14 protein-coding genes are annotated in these 16,858 nt (G+C 61.9%); 3 read left to right on the top strand and 11 right to left on the bottom strand.

Annotation, left to right across the window (positions count from 1 at the left end):
• Positions 1–15 precede the first annotated feature (15 nt).
• Complete coding sequence (locus tag ACO08C_RS04370; RefSeq protein WP_421787800.1) at positions 16–2,121, top strand: TonB-dependent receptor domain-containing protein; 2,106 nt, start codon at positions 16–18, stop codon at positions 2,119–2,121.
• 302 nt (positions 2,122–2,423) lie between these two features.
• Here the strand turns inward: ACO08C_RS04370 and ACO08C_RS04375 are convergent, their stop codons facing one another.
• From ACO08C_RS04375 to ACO08C_RS04385, 3 genes are all read right to left on the bottom strand, one after another.
• Complete coding sequence (locus ACO08C_RS04375) at positions 2,424–2,840, bottom strand: flagellar FliJ family protein (RefSeq protein ID WP_421787802.1); 417 nt, start codon at positions 2,838–2,840, stop codon at positions 2,424–2,426.
• Positions 2,837–4,162 (bottom strand): flagellar protein export ATPase FliI, encoded by a 1,326-nt coding sequence (gene fliI / locus ACO08C_RS04380; protein WP_421787804.1) that lies wholly within the window; start codon positions 4,160–4,162, stop codon positions 2,837–2,839. The genes ACO08C_RS04375 and fliI overlap by 4 nt, the downstream gene beginning before the upstream one ends.
• A 77-nt stretch (positions 4,163–4,239) precedes the next feature.
• A complete protein-coding gene (locus tag ACO08C_RS04385) occupies positions 4,240–4,503 on the bottom strand; it encodes a zf-TFIIB domain-containing protein (RefSeq protein WP_421787806.1) in 264 nt (87 codons plus the stop codon).
• Between the two features lie 281 nt (positions 4,504–4,784).
• On the opposite strand from ACO08C_RS04385, the gene ctrA reads away from it, so the two are divergent.
• Positions 4,785–5,480: a response regulator transcription factor CtrA gene (gene ctrA, locus ACO08C_RS04390; RefSeq protein WP_421787808.1), complete on the top strand. Its 696-nt coding sequence runs from the start codon at positions 4,785–4,787 to the stop codon at positions 5,478–5,480.
• Positions 5,481–5,606: 126 nt separating this feature from the next.
• Here the strand turns inward: ctrA and ACO08C_RS04395 are convergent, their stop codons facing one another.
• The 3 genes from ACO08C_RS04395 to chpT all read right to left on the bottom strand — a co-directional run bounded on the left by ACO08C_RS04395 (position 5,607) and on the right by chpT (position 7,575).
• The gene (locus tag ACO08C_RS04395; protein WP_421787810.1) at positions 5,607–6,446 is read right to left on the bottom strand and encodes a CheR family methyltransferase; all 840 of its coding nucleotides are present in this window, start codon (positions 6,444–6,446) and stop codon (positions 5,607–5,609) included.
• Positions 6,436–6,822: a response regulator gene (locus tag ACO08C_RS04400; RefSeq protein ID WP_421787812.1), complete on the bottom strand. Its 387-nt coding sequence runs from the start codon at positions 6,820–6,822 to the stop codon at positions 6,436–6,438. The genes ACO08C_RS04395 and ACO08C_RS04400 overlap by 11 nt, the downstream gene beginning before the upstream one ends.
• 78 nt (positions 6,823–6,900) lie before the next feature.
• Positions 6,901–7,575 carry a histidine phosphotransferase ChpT gene (gene chpT, locus ACO08C_RS04405; protein ID WP_421787813.1) on the bottom strand — a complete coding sequence of 225 codons (675 nt, stop codon included), beginning with the start codon at positions 7,573–7,575 and terminating at the stop codon, positions 6,901–6,903.
• A 194-nt stretch (positions 7,576–7,769) separates the two neighbouring features.
• Between chpT and ACO08C_RS04410 the strand changes: the two genes are divergently transcribed.
• A complete protein-coding gene (locus tag ACO08C_RS04410; protein WP_421787814.1) occupies positions 7,770–9,242 on the top strand; it encodes a peptidoglycan DD-metalloendopeptidase family protein in 1,473 nt (490 codons plus the stop codon).
• 41 nt (positions 9,243–9,283) lie between these two features.
• Here the strand turns inward: ACO08C_RS04410 and ACO08C_RS04415 are convergent, their stop codons facing one another.
• The 5 genes from ACO08C_RS04415 to ACO08C_RS04435 all read right to left on the bottom strand — a co-directional run bounded on the left by ACO08C_RS04415 (position 9,284) and on the right by ACO08C_RS04435 (position 16,837).
• Positions 9,284–10,480 (bottom strand): MFS transporter, encoded by a 1,197-nt coding sequence (locus ACO08C_RS04415; protein ID WP_421787816.1) that lies wholly within the window; start codon positions 10,478–10,480, stop codon positions 9,284–9,286.
• A gap of 440 nt (positions 10,481–10,920) precedes the next feature.
• A complete protein-coding gene (clpB, locus tag ACO08C_RS04420; protein WP_421787818.1) occupies positions 10,921–13,533 on the bottom strand; it encodes an ATP-dependent chaperone ClpB in 2,613 nt (870 codons plus the stop codon).
• Positions 13,534–13,710: 177 nt separating this feature from the next.
• Positions 13,711–14,292 (bottom strand): DUF4167 domain-containing protein, encoded by a 582-nt coding sequence (locus ACO08C_RS04425; protein WP_421787819.1) that lies wholly within the window; start codon positions 14,290–14,292, stop codon positions 13,711–13,713.
• A 218-nt stretch (positions 14,293–14,510) separates the two neighbouring features.
• Positions 14,511–15,464, bottom strand: a complete 954-nt coding sequence (gene prmC, locus ACO08C_RS04430) for a peptide chain release factor N(5)-glutamine methyltransferase (RefSeq protein WP_421787821.1) — start codon at positions 15,462–15,464, stop codon at positions 14,511–14,513.
• Positions 15,461–16,837: an alpha/beta hydrolase family protein gene (locus tag ACO08C_RS04435; RefSeq protein ID WP_421787823.1), complete on the bottom strand. Its 1,377-nt coding sequence runs from the start codon at positions 16,835–16,837 to the stop codon at positions 15,461–15,463. Before ACO08C_RS04435 ends, prmC begins: the two co-directional genes overlap by 4 nt.
• Positions 16,838–16,858 lie beyond the last annotated feature (21 nt).

Raw genomic sequence — 16,858 nt, forward strand, 5'->3', positions numbered from 1 at the left:
AAGAAAGCGAGTCCCATGTTCCGTCGTTCACTGCAGCTGCTGGCCGTCAGCCCCCTCGCCCTCTTTGCCACCGCCGGGCTGGCGCAAGCCCAAGAGGCGGCGGACACCGAAACTGCCAAGGCGCTCGACATCGTATATGTGACGGCGACGCGGACCGAGATCCCGGCCTTCACCTATCCCGGCCAAGTCTCCGTCATCGACAGCGAAACGATCGAACTGACCGATCCCTACACGCTGGAAACGCTATTGCGGCAGTTGCCGGGTGTTGAGGCCGGCGGGGGTCCGCGCCGCACCGGCCAGACGCTGACCATGCGCGGTCAGTCCCGCGAGAATGTTACGTTGCTGCTGGATGGCGCGCGCCAGAATTTCAACTCGGCGCATGATGGCATCTTCTTTGTCGATCCGGCCCTGCTGTCTTCCGTGGAAGCGGTGCGCGGGCCGGCCTCGGCGCTGTACGGTTCCGGCGCATCGGGCGGCGTGATCGCCTTCGAAACGGCTGACGCCGACGATCTGTTGCGGAACGGTCAGACATTGGGTGCCCGCGCCACGGCCGGGTATCGCAGCGTCAATGAGGAGTTTGCGGTCTCCGGCGCCGTGTATGGCCGGAACGGTCCGCTGGATGGGCTTGCATATCTTTCGCATCGCCAAAGCGGCGACATCGCCCTGGGGTCCGGCAATGATTTGCCGGCCGACGACCAGTCCATTGCCAGCCTTCTGAAGGCCGGCCTTGATGCCGCACCGGGCGTACGCTTTGAAGCCGCCTGGCAAGGCTTCCGCGGGGAGGCGACTGAACCGAATAATGGCCAAGGTAATCTCGGTATCGGCGCGCTGAACCCGCTGGTCGAGAAAGACATCAACACCGACTCGTTCCGGCTGAACGGTGAGATCGCGCCATCGGGCACCATACTCGATCTCAATGTGACGCTGTTTCAGACAACATCGAATGTCGAAGAGCGCGAGACAGTCGGCGGGCGGGTGGTAGACCGCGAGCTTGCGAGCTGGGGCGTGCGCGCCGATCAACGCTTCGAGTTCCAGATCGGCGCCGCAGATGCGGCTTTCACTGTAGGCGGTGAGATCTACGAGGATGAACAATCCGGTTTTGATTCCACGGCAACAAACAATGTGCGCGGTGGTGTGCCGGATGCATCGACGGAGTTCGCCGGCGTATTCGGCCAGCTTGAAGTAACCGCCTACCAGCCTTTCGGCTTGCCGGGCGAGGTCGTCCTGCTGCCGGGTATCCGTTTCGACGATTATGAAAGCTCGTCAGCGATCGCCGGCAATAATGAAGATTCCGCCACTTCGGGCCGGTTCGGCGTCAGCTATGCGCCGAACGAAACCTTCCTGGTGTTTGCAAACTGGGCAGAAGCCTTCCGGGCGCCTTCCGTCAACGAGATTTATCTCGATGGCACGCACTTCTCGCTGCCGCACCCGATCCTGGGACCGCCGGTCTTCATCACCAATGAGTTTATCGCCAATCCGAACCTGCGGCCGGAAACGACCGAAACGATCGAGATCGGTGCGGGCCTCGCTTTCAATGATATCGCGCGTCCTGGCGACCGGTTGGAGATCAAGGGGTCCTGGTTCGAAACCCAGGCCGAGGATCTGATCAATCTGTCGGTCAATTTCGCCTTCAACCCGACCTGTTTCGCCCCGCCCTTCCTGCCGTGCTCGGCCGGAACGACGAATAGCTCGAACGTCGCATCCGCAACGCTCCAAGGATACGAGGTCCAGCTGGACTATGAGAGTGGCCCATTCAGCGTGAATGCCGCTTTGTCCGAAGTCGACGGCGAGGACGATGCGACCGGCAACGCAGTGGGCTCGCTGACCCCGGTGCGGCTGTTCGTCGATGGCCGCTGGCGGTTTGAAGAACGCCGCCTCACGATGGGCGCACGGGCCGAGTTTGCGGGCGAATTCGACAAAACGAACACGCCTGCGGAGGAACGCGATGGCTATGCCACGCTGGATCTCTATGCCAGCTGGCAGCCGCAGGAAGATTCGCCTTTCACCGTCTCGGCCGGCGTCGACAATGTGTTTGATGAAGATTATTCGCGCGTCTTTGCCGGTGCCAGCGAAGCCGGCCGGAGCTTCCGCATCGGCCTAAGCTGGAGCGGTGGGCGGTAATCCCGGCCAACAGGCGCTTCCAATTTCTCCCCCCGTTCACGGGGGGAGTGTCCCGAAGGGACGAGGGGGGCGGCCGCATCATTTGCCCCCTCCACCACTTCGTGGTCCCCCTCCCCCGCGAGCGGGGGAGGAAAAACCCTGCCCTATAAGAAGCCGATCGTCTCACTCGAAAATTTTCACCGTATCCCTCCGGCTCGACCGGAGGGCCTTCGCGGCATCGAGATCCTCCGATCAAGTCGGAGGAAGACGATAAATTGTGAGGTTCGGCGGAGTCCGGCGCCCGCGGCCGGCCGCAGAAAAGCCTAGTGCGCCGTACGCCGGCGGCCCTGGGCGATCTCGTCGACTTCGGCCTGTTCTTCGATACGCAGCGCCTCTTCGATGCGGGCGACCCGGCGCTCTTCCAGCAGCTCGTATTTCTTGAGCTCGCGGAAAGCGCCTTCAAGCCGTTCGCGAATGTCGCCGGCCTGCTGTTCGACCTCGTCCATGGACGCGCGGATATTCTGTTTCCGCTTGATCACCGCCTGGGCATAGCTGCCATAGGCCAGAAAGCCGTCCTTGTTTTGCGTCGCCGCCGCCTGTTCTTCCGGTACCGAGGCTTCGAGGCGTTCGATCTGGTCGGTCAGCGATTGCCGCACGCGGTCGATGTCCGCGAGCTGCTTTTGCAATTCCTCGACCTTGAACCGGGCGAGCCGGATCAGCGGTTCATGCGACCGTGTCATGTGTTTTCTCCATCACCACCCATTATCCCGGCCAGAGTGGCGAAGCTCTCTTCGATGGATGTGGCTTCGTCCTTGCCCTGGGCGAGGAATGCTTCCAGCGGATCATTGAGCGCGATGGCCCGATCCGTCTGCGGATTCGATCCGGCGGCATACGCCCCCAAACGGATCAATTCCTCCATGTCGGCATAGACCGACAGCGTGCGGCGCGCTTCGCGCACCAGCTCGGCTTCATTGTTCTGATAGACATCCGGTGCAACCCGGCTGACCGAGCGCAACACGTCGATTGCCGGGTAGCGTCCGCGCTCGGCGATCTCGCGGCTCATCACGATATGGCCGTCGAGTATGCCACGCACGGCATCGGCAACCGGCTCATTATGGTCGTCGCCATCCACTAGCACGGTGAAAATGCCGGTGATGGATCCGGTGCCGCTTGGTCCCGGACCGGCGCGCTCGAGAAGACGCGGCAGCTCAGCGAAGACGGACGGCGTATAACCGCGTGTCGTCGGCGGCTCGCCGGCCGCGAGGCCGATCTCGCGCTGGGCAAGCGCCACGCGCGTCACGCTGTCCATCAGGCAAAGCACGTCCTTGCCCTGGTCACGGAAATATTCCGCTACGGTCAGGGTGAGCTGCGCGGCCTGACGGCGTGCCAGTGCAGGAGCGTCGGATGTTTCCGTAATGACAACCGATTTGCGGCGGCCTTCCGGACCGAGCACGTCTTCGACAAACTCGCGGGCTTCCCGGCCACGTTCGCCCACCAGGCCGATGACAATCACGTCGGCATCGGCATTGCGGGCGAGCATGGACATCATGATCGACTTGCCGACGCCGGAACCGGCAAAAACGCCGAGCCGCTGGCCGCGGCGCATCGGCGTGAAAACATTGAGCGCGCGGACGCCAAGGTCCATGCGCGGCCCAAGCCGTCCCCGGCCGTGAGCGCAGGGCGGCGCGCCGCGCAGCGGATAGGAGCTATGTCCCTGCGGCAGCGCTTCCCCGCCATCGAGCGGCTGGGCGAAACTGTCGATGACACGGCCAAGCCAGGCGGAAGACGGACGTACCGAAGCCACTTCAGGGTCGAGCCGCGCCGGCGCCCCCGGCTTGACGCCGTCGACCGGTTCAAACGGCATCAGGATGGCGGATTGACCGCGAAAGCCCACGACCTCGCAACTGGCATGGCCGGCCGACGTCCCGATCCGGGCACGTGAACCGAGGGCGAGACCAGACGCCGGCCCTTCGACCTCGACCAACAAGCCATTCACGCCGGTCACGCGACCGGTCATGATACGCGGGTCCAGTTTTTCGATTCGGTCGATCAGCGCCTGCATTCTTGATCCCCTGCGCGCCCTTTTCGGACGCGTTTGAGGGATCAAGCTATCAAATCTGGGTTAGAGGCCCGTAAACGTCAGAGCTCGAAGTCGAACAGTTCTGACAGGAAACTTTCCCGCCGCTCGGGGCGGCGGCGCTCGCCCCGGTCGTCGCGGTGTTTATGCGTGCCATCCCACGACCCCTCTTGCGGCGCGGCGGCACGCGGCGCTTCTGATCGCTCAATGATCTTGTCGAGCTCGCCCCGGTCCAACCACACGCCGCGACATTTCGGGCAATAATCGATCTCGACGCCCTGGCGGTCGGCGATCACAAGGGTTTCACCATCAATCGGGCATTTCATGAGGCGGCTCCGAACATTGAATATGGCTCGATTATTTAGGCGAGCCCTCGGTGCCCGACAGAGGGATTAGCTATGTCGTGCGTCCCCTATCTCACGGCATGGACGGTTATTGCTGCAGCCCCTTACCGGATGCATGGAACGAATCGCGGACGGACTCGATTCTGCCACAGGAGTCAAATCGCGGTTAACTTTCGTTAACGCTTTGCATCTACCGTCCGAAGCACGTTAACCATGGAACTAGCAGCGGAGTGATTCGCTGTGCAGCGGGGCGGAGATACTCCATGCGGGTTTTGTTGATTGAAGATGATCGCGCGACAGCGCAGTCGATCGATCTGATGCTGAAATCGGAAGGCTTTAACGTCTACACGACCGATCTGGGCGAAGAGGGTGTCGATCTCGGCAAGCTGTACGATTACGATATCATTCTTCTGGACCTCAACCTGCCGGACATGCCCGGTTTTGACGTCCTGAAGACGCTGCGCATGTCGAAAATCGACACGCCGATCCTCATCCTTACCGGCAATGCCGACATTGACAACAAGGTGCGCGGTCTCGGCTGCGGCGCCGACGACTACATGACCAAGCCGTTCCACAAGGACGAGATGGTGGCGCGCATCCACGCCATCGTGCGGCGCTCGAAGGGCCATGCCCAGTCGATCATCAAGACCGGTGACATCGCGGTCAATCTCGACGCCAAGACAGTCGAGGTGGACGGTCACCGCGTGCATCTGACCGGCAAGGAATACCAGATGCTGGAACTGCTCTCCTTGCGTAAAGGCACGACTCTCACCAAAGAGATGTTCCTGAACCATCTATATGGCGGCATGGACGAGCCGGAGCTGAAGATCATTGACGTCTTCATTTGCAAGCTTCGCAAGAAACTCGCAGCCGCGACCGGCGGCCAGCACCATATCGAAACCGTCTGGGGACGCGGCTATGTGCTGCGCGATCCAGTTGAGCAGAAGGATGTGGCCTAGACCCCCCTGTCCTTCCTGAGCAGGAAAAGTCCGGCGCCCCCGCTCCGGGCTTTTTCTATGGCCGCTCGGCTGTCACTGTTTTCCTGCTGGCTGATTGGCGGGGTCTTTGCCTTTCGGCGAACCCTTTCAGGCGGCCTGCTTAAGCCCGGCTTGCATCGTTCGGGCATAAATGCCGCGCTTCCCGCTCAAAGCGCGGTACATGTCGCCCGCGCCGGCGATGGTTTCGCCCTTGCCAAGCACAAGATAACCCGCAGGCGACATCCGGCCGGCCAGCTGACTCAATGTGTGCCTGCGTGCTTCGGACGTCATTCCCGACAGCACATTGCGGCAGAAGATAATATCGAATTCGCCGAGGCGGCTTGACGGTTTCAACAGATTTCCGCGTTCGAAGCGCGCCCGGCGCTTGATTGCGTTTTTGAGGACCCATTGCTCACCTGAGGGCTCGAAATGCTCGATCAGACGATGGATCGAAAGACCACGTTGGACCTCGAACTGCGAATAGGCTGCTGATTGCGCGCGATCGATCGCGCGGCTGCAGATATCGGTGCCGACGATTTCGATATCCATTCCATTCAACCGCGCGCGTTGCTCCTCGAGCAGCATCGCAATCGACCACGCTTCCTGGCCGGTCCCGCAGCCCGCGCTCCAAATCCGGATAGGCGATTTGCCCGCTTTCACGCGCGCGAGCACCGGGAGGATGTCGGACATGAATTGGTTCAGTGGCTCGGGATCGCGGAAGAACCAGGTTTCATGATCAGCGAGGCTTTCAACGACGCGCCGCCACAAGCGGTCTTCCGGCACTTTCTCGAGTGCCCGGATCAGTTCGGACTGGCTTTCATACCCTTCCGATCTGGCGACCGGTGCAAGCCGGGCCTCGACCAGATAAATCTGACCTTTCGGGATGGCGATGCCGGCCCGGCGCTGGGCCTCCGTCGATATCGACTTGATCACTCCATTATCCAGCACGGCGGTCCTCCCCGATCAGACCAACCTGCTGAAATTTCGACTGCACGATCTCGGCATCGAACGGCTTCATAATGTACTCATCCGCGCCGGCCCGGAGCGCTTCCGTGATGGACGGGATGTCGTTCTCTGTCGTGCAGAACACCACGATCGGTTGGTCGCCTTCCGGTTCACGGCGCAACGTTTTGACGAAATCGATGCCGTTCATTATCGGCATGTTGCGATCGAGCAGAATGGCGTCCGGCATCGTTGCGCGACAAAATTCAAGCGCTTGCGCGCCATCGGGCGATTCTTCCACCTGAAAGCCGAAGCCCTCGATGATCCGGCGGGCGACTTTCCGGATTACCCGGCTATCGTCCACGACAAGGCAGGTCTTCATGACGGTTCCCACTCCTCACGCGGCTGTCCACGTCCGGAAAGGAATCGTCACCCGTTTTGGTTAACAGGACTTTGAACGTCAGGCTGCCAGCGAGGCTTTGGGCACGATCAGCGAAACGAACTCAACGCGGTCTTCGCCCTGGTTCGCCGTTACCCGGCCGCCGGCCGACCGCGCAATCAATCCAGCGTAATAGGGCTGGATAGAACGGCCATTGAAACCGTCCTCGGGTTCTTGACCGTTAAGCGCCGCCTCGAAATCCGGTTTCAACTCGGCGCGCGGCCCTTCAGCAATGAGGCGCATGCGGGTTCCGCCAGCGCCGTCATCGGATGCTTCTACCGTCACCGTACCGCCACGCGCGGCGGCCGAACCCGCCGCCATGCACAGATTGAGCAGAAGACGGGCGGCGGTCTTCTCCAGACCGGGCTCGGTGACCTTCCAGACGAGATCCGGCCGCAGTGTGGAGAAATAGTTCTCCGCGAGGCTCTTCAGCTCGCCAGTCTCCATCATGCCGGGCGCCGAGCCGGCGGCACCAAACGCGATCCGCGCGAACGCCAATTTCGCCTCTGCCTGGCGAGCATTCTCGCGCACCAGCTCGATCGCGTCCTCGCGCATGGAGTCGGCATCTTCGTCGTCGAGCACGCTGAACGCCATGCCCATCGCGGAAACCGGGCTCACGAGATCGTGGCACAAGCGGGCACAAAGCAGGGCGGCGAGTTGTTCCGGAGCCATGTTGGCGGGGCTGGTGTCTGTCATGTCCTATCCTGATACATGATTCTGCCGCGATGTCCTGACCCGGCGTAAACGCACTGTCAGTAAACCCTTGGCAACATCCTTCAGTCACGTCATTGTTTCGCCCGCATTGGACACTAGCTGGAGCGGGGCCGCAGCGGGCGCGGTTCTTGCTCATCGTGGAACGAAGCAAGTTAGCTATCCATTAAAGGCCAGAAATGTCGGGTTTTGACGTACGTTCCCTGGATGAAGTTCGCCGTCGTTCGGCCGCGATTATCGCGAGCATTTCGCTTGCCGTCGTCCTCCTAATCGCACTCGTCGTCAGCCGCGTTGGCGGTGAACCCGGTGCCGGCGCCGTTGAACCTCCGATTCTTGGCGAATTGAGTGCGGAGACAAACGAACCGGCCGTGGCAGCCGCCCGCGTCGAACCGGAATACCGCATCACGCCGACCGACGAGCTTCGCGACCTGGAGCACGCCGCCTTTTACACTGACTGCGTCGCCTGTCCGCTCGACACCCAGACGATTGTCGCGACGGTGCCGAGCGGCGGCACCCTGGCCGGCGTGTTGAGCGATGCGGGCGCACCGGGAGGCGATGTCGCCCGCGCGGTAAGTGCGTTGGATCCGGTGTTCGAAGTCCGCCGGCTGCGGGCTGGACAGGACATTACCGTTTATCTGCAAACGCCGCGTGTAGCGGTTGAAGATGAGAGCGGGCCCCGCCTGGCGGGCTTCTCCTTCCGCCCGGCGATTGACCGCTCGATCACCGTTTCACGTCTTGAGGATGGCGGCTACCGGGCGCGGGAGATGACAGCCGAATTCGAGCGCGAACTGGTGCGCTCTTCGGGATCGATTACGACCAGCCTTTATGTCGACGCGCTGGCCGCTGGTGCCACCGACCGCATCGTCGTCGAACTGGCCGGCGTGCTCGCCTATGCGGTCGACTTCCAGCGCTCGATCCGCGAGGGCGACCGATTCGACGTTGTGTTCGAACGTTTCCTCGATTCCGACGGCAATGTGATGCGTACGGGCGACATCCTCTATGTGATGTATGCCGGGCGCGGCGATCCTCTGGAATACTTCCGCTATGAAAGCGCGGATGGCGAGATTGCCTATTACAATGCCGACGGCGAGAGTGCGCGGCGTCTGCTGATGATGACGCCCATCAATGGCGCCCGCCTGTCCTCACATTATGGCATGCGGCGCCATCCGGTGCTCGGATACAACCGGCTTCACCGTGGGACGGACTTTGCGGCACCCCGCGGGACCCCGATTTTTGCGGCCGGCTACGGCGTTGTGGAACGTGCGGATCGCTTCGGCTCCTTTGGCAACTATATCCGGATCCGTCATTCCAACGGTTTCCAGACCGCCTATGCACACCTGAACGGATTTGCCCGCGGTGTGACCCGCGGTGCCCGTGTGCAGCAAGGCCAGGTGATCGGTTATGTCGGCACGACAGGCCGGTCGACCGGACCACACCTGCACTATGAGGTGCATCACAACGGCCAGGCTGTGAATCCAATGTCACTGGACCTGCCGACCGGGCGCACGCTGGAGGACGACGAGATCGAAGCGTTCCAGTCGGAACGTGACCGCATTGTTACCATTCGCAACTCGTCGCGGAACGCAGCCGAAGTGGGTAATACGCCGGCGTCCCGGATTGTCTTCGCGGAAGGCAATGAAGGCGCGCAGTAGGAATCATTATGTCGGTCCGACATTTTGCCGCGCAAAGCGAGTCAGCGCGGCTTGTTTCGTCCTGTCCCAACACTTCGACAGTGTAATATTGTTGCCGCCGACAAGGCTATGAGCGTCGCGATGACCAGCATGATGAGCGTGTCGCGTGAAGAGGCGTAAGTCAGCATTAATGCGCCGATCGTCGGCGCCGCCGCCTGAGCGATTGCAATGGGGCGCGCTAAATGACCCATCGCCACCGAATACCTAGAAGCGCCCAAAATATGCAATGGCAGGGTTCCGCGGGCGATGGAGACAACTCCGATCCCCGCGCCATAAATGACGATGGCGGGACCGGCCAATTGCGGCGCGATCCCCATCACCAGCAGCCCCAATCCGATGGCCGCAAGCGCGCAGATTGTCGCGATCGTAGGCGAAACGACTGATCCTGCTAACAATTCGGCTATCCGACCGGCGACCTGGCTGGGTCCAATTAGAGCCGCAAACGCCACGGCGCCCGCAAGCGGCCGCCCCATGTCTACCAATATGTTGATAATGTGTACGCCGATGATCGAAGCGATAATGACTTCCAGCATGAACAGGAAAGCCATCAGCAGGAAATCCGGTTGCATTAAATCCCGCAAATAGAATTTCGTCCGGAATTCGTCTTGTTCTCCACCCGTTGCAAACACCTTTGACGGCGAAGGAATGAATAACAGGTAGATCGGCAGGTTAATTGCGACATGACACAAGGCGTAAATGACGCAAATCGTCCGCCAATGCATCACTTCCAGAAGCATTCCGCTGGCAATCCAGAACACGGTGCTGGCGAAACCGCCGAGAATGGCGATGAGTGATATCGAGAATTTTGCGCCGGCGCCGAAGATATGGCCCAACACGCTGAAAACCGCATCATAAAGCCCGGACGCCATCGCAAAGCCGACAAAAATCCAGCCGAGAAAATAGACTGGCAGCGTGCTGCTGGACGCGATTACCAATAGTCCGGCCGCGAACAGGACAGAACTGAGCGCAAGTGTTTTCCTACCGCGTCCTTTTGAAATCTGCTCACCAACGGTCGGGGAAATAGTGGCGCCAGCAAGGGCGCCCAAAGTCATTCCGCCGGCAATCCATGGCAGAGGCCAACCGGTGGATTCGCTGATTGGAATTGCCAAAACGCCGAGCAAGTAAAACGATGTTCCAAACGCAACGATCTGGGTGATGCCAAGTGCAATGCTTATCGGTCGCAACGGGAATTGCAGCATGAAGAGCGCTCCTGGCAATGCGCTTGCATCAGTTTTCCGTCTCGAGGATTGGACAACTCTCGTTGGCTGCTGGCACGGGATCGCCAACATCGGTGACGTTGAAAGGTTCTGCAAGGATTAACGCTCTCATCAAGTCGACTATTGGAGCGAAACAAGGTCGGTTGCGACCGGTCCGCCAGATCGGAATGTCGGACAGCGCTTGGCAAGCCGGTGATTGGCAGGCACCGAACAGCCAGTCCGGCGGCGTGTCCAGCACGCCCCCAAAAAAGTTCTTAAGCGAAACCGCCCGGCCGGCTACCGAAGCGGCTGACAACGCGTCGATGTCGTTGCGGCATCAGCCGATGTTACTTTCCGTACTGATGGGCGGGCCGCGGCGGAGCCGTTGCGATCGCGAGGGGGATAGCGGCCCCTGGCCGCCATCATCCCCTAAGTTCACCGGCCTAGTTCACCATCACGTCCGGCGGCAGTGCGGCTTCGCGGGCGATCACCTGGCCGTTAATGACGAGATGGCCGCCCTCGGCCGAGACCTTGATCGCGTCGCCATCCTTCAGCTCGCCCTCAAGCAACAGGCGCGCGAGGGGATCCTGCAACTCTTTCTGGATGACGCGCTTCAAGGGCCGCGCGCCATAGGCCGGGTCGAAGCCCTTCTGAGCGAGCCAGCCGCGGGCCGCATCGTCGAGCTCGATCGTCATGCGGCGATCCGCCAGGAGCCGAGCCAACCGTTTCATCTGGATGTCGACAATGGCGCCCATGTGTTCTTCGGCCAGGCGGCGGAACAGGATGATCTCATCCACGCGGTTGAGGAATTCGGGCCGGAAGTGCGCGCGCACGGCCCCCATCACACTATCGCGGGCGGTCTCGACATCCTCGGCCTGCATCAGGAATTCGGCACCGAGGTTGGACGTCATGATGATCAGCGTGTTGCGGAAATCGACCGTGCGGCCTTGCCCGTCGGTCAGGCGGCCATCGTCGAGCACTTGCAAAAGCACGTTGAAAACATCGGGGTGCGCCTTCTCGATCTCGTCGAACAGGATCACCTGGTAGGGCCGGCGGCGGACGGACTCGGTCAGCGCTCCGCCCTCGTCATAGCCGACATAGCCGGGCGGCGCGCCGATCAGGCGGGCCACCGAGTGCTTTTCCATGTATTCGGACATGTCCATGCGGGTGACCGCATGCTCGTCGTCGAAAAGGAAGTCTGCGAGCGTCTTGGTGAGCTCGGTCTTGCCAACCCCGGTGGGGCCCAAGAACAGAAAGGATCCGATCGGCCTATTGGGGTCTTTCAGACCCGCGCGGGCGCGCCGCACAGCATCGGAGACGGCACCGAGCGCCTCGTCCTGACCGACGACACGGGCGCGCAGCGCATCTTCCATTTTCAGGAGCTTTTCGCGCTCGCCTTCGAGCATTTTGTCGACCGGTACACCCGTCCAGCGCGAGACGACGGCCGCGATCTGTTCTTCATCCACGACCTCCTTGACCAGCGCGCCGTCCTCAGCCTCGTCGGACTTGGCAATCTTGGCTTCGAGCTCGGGGATGACGCCGTATTTCAACTCGGACGCCTTGCCGAGATCGCCGCGGCGTTCGGCGTCGGCGAGTTCTGCGCGGGCCCGGTCCAAGCGATCCTTAACTTCGGTCGCTGACGCCAACTTGTCCTTTTCGGCGCGCCAGGCCGCGGTGATCTCGTCGGATTTCGACTGCAGTTCGGCAATCTCCTTGCCGAGTTTTTCGAGCCGCGTCTTGGAGGCGTCGTCGGTTTCCTTCTTCAGCGCCTCGGCTTCGATCTTCAGCTGCATGATGCGGCGGTCGATCTCGTCCAGCTGTTCCGGCTTGGAATCGACCTGCATGCGCAGGCGCGAGGCGGCTTCGTCCATCAGATCGATCGCCTTGTCCGGCAGGAACCGGTCTGTGATGTAGCGGTTCGACAAAGTCGCGGCCGAAACGATGGCGCTGTCGGAAATGCGCACGCCGTGATGGACCTCATACTTGTCCTTCAGGCCGCGCAAGATGGAGATCGTGTCTTCCACGGTCGGCTCGCCGATGAATACCGGCTGGAATCGGCGGGCGAGCGCGGCGTCCTTCTCGACATGTTTCCGGTACTCATCAAGCGTCGTCGCGCCGATACAATGCAACTCGCCACGCGCCAGCGCGGGCTTCAAGAGGTTTGAGGCGTCCATCGCGCCATCGGTCTTGCCGGCGCCGACGAGTGTGTGCATCTCGTCGATAAACAGGATGATGTTACCGCCTGCGCTTTCCACTTCGCCGAGCACGGCTTTCAGCCGCTCCTCGAATTCACCGCGATATTTCGCTCCGGCAATGAGCGATCCCATATCAAGCGCCAGAAGTTTCTTCTCGTGCAGGCTTTCGGGTACATCGCCGTTGACGATGCGCAGCGCCAGTCCTTCCGCAATGGCTGTCTTGCCGACGCCGGGTTCACCAATCAGGACGGGATTGTTCTTGGTCCGGCGCGACAGGACCTGGATGGCGCGGCGGATTTCCTCGTCGCGGCCGATCACCGGATCAAGCTTGCCCTCGCGCGCCGCCTCGGTCAGATCGCGGGCGTATTTCTTCAACGCTTCATAGCTGTCTTCGGCTGACTGGCTGTCGGCGGTCCGTCCGGCGCGCATGTCGTTGATCGCATTGTTGAGCGATTGCGGATTGATGCCGGCATTCTTGAGAATTTCCGAAGCGTGGGCGCCCTTGGCGATCGACAGAGCCTGCAAGAGCCGCTCGGCTGTCACATACTGGTCGCCCGCCTTCTTGGCGGCTTCCTCGGCGGTCTTGAAGACCTCTGCGGTCTGCGGTGCGAGATAGATCTGTCCGGCGCCGCTGCCCTCGACCTTGGGCAGGCGGGTCAGCGCCTGTTCGGTGAGGTCGGCTACGGCTTGCGGATTACCGCCGGCCGCCTTGATCAGATTCGCGGCCAACCCGCCCTCGTCGTCCATCAGCGCTTTGAGCACATGCTCGGGCGTGAATTGCTGATGGCGCGAGGCGAGTGCGTCTTGCTGGGCGCGTTGAACGATCGACCGCGCCCGGTCGGTATAGGTCTCGAAATTCATGTCTCTTTACATCCCCCGATCAGGCGAGATTGCAGGTTTGGTGCCGTCCCGAGTGAGGCCCGGCAAATCGTCTGGGATTGAGATAGGTGTTGCCCTTTGGGCACACAAGTGCGGGCGGGCCACAAAAAAACCCCGGCACTTTGGCCGGGGCTTCTTGTTTCGCGATTACCGTGGAAATCACGCCGCTTCGGTTTCAGAACCGCCGGACCCCTCATCGGTCGGCTTGCGCGGACGGCGGCCGCGGCGCGGACGCGGTTGGTCGTCAGCATTCTCATCTGACGCCATTTCCGACTGGCCGCCCTTTTCCGGATCAACGACCTCAAGCGGATCGCGTTTGTCCTCGGCCGGCTGGCGCTTGGGCCGGCGGCCGCGGCGCGGCCGCTCATGCTCGTTCGCGTCGCCGGATTGATCGCGCTTGTCCTCGGCATTGTCGGGCGCGTTGTCCTCATCGCCGCCCTGCTGGCGGTTCTGCTGGCGGCGATTCTGGTCTTCCTGCTGCTGCTGACGGGCCTGGCGGCGTTGTTCCTGCTCGGCCTGCTGCACCGACACGATCCGGAAGTAATGATCCGCGTGCTGGAAGTAGTTTTCCGCCATAACCCGGTCGCCTGACGAGGAAGCATCCCGCGCCAGCTGCATGTACTTGTCGTAAATCGTGGATGCATTGCCCCGGATCTTGACGTCCGGACCATTGCTTTCAAACGAACGGTTGCCCTGATTCCCGCCGGGTTTTCCCCGGCCTCGTCCGCGCTGACGCTTCATCGTCGTCGATCCTCGCAATTTCCAGGCTGCGTTTAGGCCGCTTTCCCCCATGTACTCGCGACGTGCATCATCCGTTGAAGATCAGGTACCGATAACGAAAACGGACGACAAGCTGGTTGGATAGTCTTGCGCCCGACAGCCTTGTCCCAAGGCGCATCCATCAACTTAGCCGCAAAGCTAGCCCGGCTTTGCTCATTTTCCAAGAGGGTATTGCCACATCAGCCCATCGGCCGGCGCGCGGACACAATCCGCTCATGCCCGCCGAGATCGCGGGCGATCTTCAATTCTTTGAATCCTACGGCGCGTGCGATGTCCAAAACGGACCGGCCCTGATCAAATCCGATTTCGACGGCCATCAATCCGCCTGGGCGCAGAACGCGGAATAACTCCCGCAATAACCGGCGATAGATTTCGAGCCCGTCGCGGCCGCCATCAAGCGCGATTCGCGGTTCATAATCGCGTACCTCCGGTTCGAGGCCCGCGATCACATCGCTGGCAATGTAAGGCGGATTGGAAACGGCGATATCGAGGCACCGGTCGTCGAGCCCGTCCGCCCAGTTGCCGGTGCGAAACTCCGTCCGATTCGCCAGATTGTTGCGCTCCGCATTCTCGCGAGCAACCGCGAGCACTTGCTCGCTGATATCGATACCGAGACCCTTTGCGTTGGACATTTCGGAGAGCAACGCCAACAGGATCGCGCCCGATCCGGTGCCGAAATCGGCGATATCGAGCGCGTGGCTCTTGTCGTCGATTTCCCGCAGCACGGTCTCGACCAGCGTCTCGGTATCGGCGCGCGGGGTCAGCACGTCGCGCGTCACTTTAAGGTCGAGCGTCCAAAAGGGCTTGTCGCCCAGCACTTGGGCCAATGGCTGGCGCGCCAGCCGTTTTACGGCGAGATCGGCGAGTGCCGCGATGATCTGCCAAGCGGCGGGTGCAGGATCGCCGAGCGCCACGGCAAGCGATGCAGGATGTAGCGCGCGTTCCATCAGAAACCGCGCATCGCTCGCGGCTTCGTCAATTCCGGCTGCGGTTAGCCGCGCTGTGAGATCAGCCCGGATAGCGGAGAGCGGCAGACCTTGCCAAGCACGGTCGAGCGCCAGGCCCGGCCGCGATTCCTGGCGTCCGGCTTCCGCCGCGACGAGACCCGCGAAATCGCCTCGGTCCACCGTCACTCGCCGCTTCCGGTCGACGCGCTGCGCGGCGTCAACACGGCATCGCCATAGGCGCCGCTGAGCTCGCGGGTCCGGACCCAGTCAGCCAGTAGCGGGAAATAGCCTTCGGAATAGCGGATGGACAGGCGTTCACCATTCGGACCAGTCTCGAATTCGATAATGCCGTGATCGGCGGTCGGAAAGACGGCAAGATCGACCGGGCGGCCCGCGGCCTGCAATTCGCCGACAATGCGCTGAGTTTCCTGCGAGGGCGCCTCGGCATCGTCCCCGCCGAGCACCCAGAGCACTGGTATGTCGAGCCCGTCCAGCACCGGGCGGGGGTCGTAATCCCAACTCGTGCCCCGATCGAAGAAAGGCCAGGCGGCGCGCAGCTGCCAGATCGGCCGCACCAAGAATTCGTGGGTGAACTCGCCTTCGATGGCGTCATACCAAGGTTCGTCGCGATATTGCTCCTTCAGCGCCGCCATCTCGGCCTGGCCCTCGTGCCAATCAGAAGCCAGCAGGCGGCCGGCCGCTTCAGCGAGCGCACGAGCCCCCGCCATGGCTTCAGGATCACCGCCGTAACCGGCTTCCACCATGCTGAACAGAACCTCATCGCGGTCTTCGGCCAAAGGACCTTCCGCGAGACCAAAGGCGGCAATGACAAAATCCGGATCGCTCATCGAGGCGGCCAGAGGCGCGACCCAGCCACCCTGACTGCCGCCCTGATAGCCAGACGCGGAAAGGCGGTCGCCGGCAAGGCGCCGGGCTTCCGCGAGAGCGGCAGCTGCGTCGGCGGCGAGCAGGTGAAAGTCCTGCGTATATTCGCCGGATGATCCGCCCGTGCCGCGCTTGTCATAGACAAAGACGGCGACGCCCCGGGCCGGCAGCAGGCGCTGGTGATAATAGTAATCGCGGGCGCTCGAGTCTTCCGAGCCGTGGATCAGCACCGCCAGCGGAAACGGGCCTTCGCCGAGCGGCAGGACCAGGCGGCCAGCAAACGTTTCGCCCTCACTGTCGAATGTCGTCTCGGTGGTGGGGAAGTCGATCCGAACGGCTGTGCCCGCCAGCTCGGGATGGTTGGCGATGGTGATCACGCCGTCAGCACATTCTCCGAGATCGAAGCGCACCGGGTGCGGCGTGTCGGTCCAGCCGACATCTCCCATCCACTCGCCGGCCCCGCCCGGACGCAGCGTTCCCGTCGTCCCGTCGAGCGCGCGCCAGCGCAGACCGCTGGCGGACAGCGGGGTGAGGTCGACCACATCACCACTCGGCGCGCGATAGGCGCCGACATGGCATACGACCTGTGGATCGAGCTCCTCGGCGCTGTCGCCGCAAGCGACAAGGCCCGCCGCCATGCTGGTCAGAAATAGCCTCGAAATAAGATGTCGCATGATGATGTCCGGCCCTGTTAC

This window comes from Hyphobacterium sp., assembly GCF_965229905.1.
GTDB lineage: Bacteria > Pseudomonadota > Alphaproteobacteria > Caulobacterales > Maricaulaceae > Hyphobacterium.

Bases quoted from the DNA above. Each gene is read 5' to 3' on its own strand.
- ctrA (WP_421787808.1), top strand. From the start codon at position 4,785: ATGCGGGTTTTGTTGATTGAAGATGATCGCGCGACAGCGCAGTCGATC.
- fliI (WP_421787804.1), bottom strand. From the start codon at position 4,162: ATGCAGGCGCTGATCGACCGAATCGAAAAACTGGACCCGCGTATCATG.
- chpT (WP_421787813.1), bottom strand. From the start codon at position 7,575: ATGACAGACACCAGCCCCGCCAACATGGCTCCGGAACAACTCGCCGCC.
- ACO08C_RS04410 (WP_421787814.1), top strand. From the start codon at position 7,770: ATGTCGGGTTTTGACGTACGTTCCCTGGATGAAGTTCGCCGTCGTTCG.
- ACO08C_RS04415 (WP_421787816.1), bottom strand. From the start codon at position 10,480: ATGCTGCAATTCCCGTTGCGACCGATAAGCATTGCACTTGGCATCACC.
- ACO08C_RS04385 (WP_421787806.1), bottom strand. From the start codon at position 4,503: ATGAAATGCCCGATTGATGGTGAAACCCTTGTGATCGCCGACCGCCAG.
- ACO08C_RS04370 (WP_421787800.1), top strand. From the start codon at position 16: ATGTTCCGTCGTTCACTGCAGCTGCTGGCCGTCAGCCCCCTCGCCCTC.
- clpB (WP_421787818.1), bottom strand. From the start codon at position 13,533: ATGAATTTCGAGACCTATACCGACCGGGCGCGGTCGATCGTTCAACGC.
- ACO08C_RS04425 (WP_421787819.1), bottom strand. From the start codon at position 14,292: ATGAAGCGTCAGCGCGGACGAGGCCGGGGAAAACCCGGCGGGAATCAG.
- ACO08C_RS04435 (WP_421787823.1), bottom strand. From the start codon at position 16,837: ATGCGACATCTTATTTCGAGGCTATTTCTGACCAGCATGGCGGCGGGC.
- ACO08C_RS04400 (WP_421787812.1), bottom strand. From the start codon at position 6,822: ATGAAGACCTGCCTTGTCGTGGACGATAGCCGGGTAATCCGGAAAGTC.
- ACO08C_RS04375 (WP_421787802.1), bottom strand. From the start codon at position 2,840: ATGACACGGTCGCATGAACCGCTGATCCGGCTCGCCCGGTTCAAGGTC.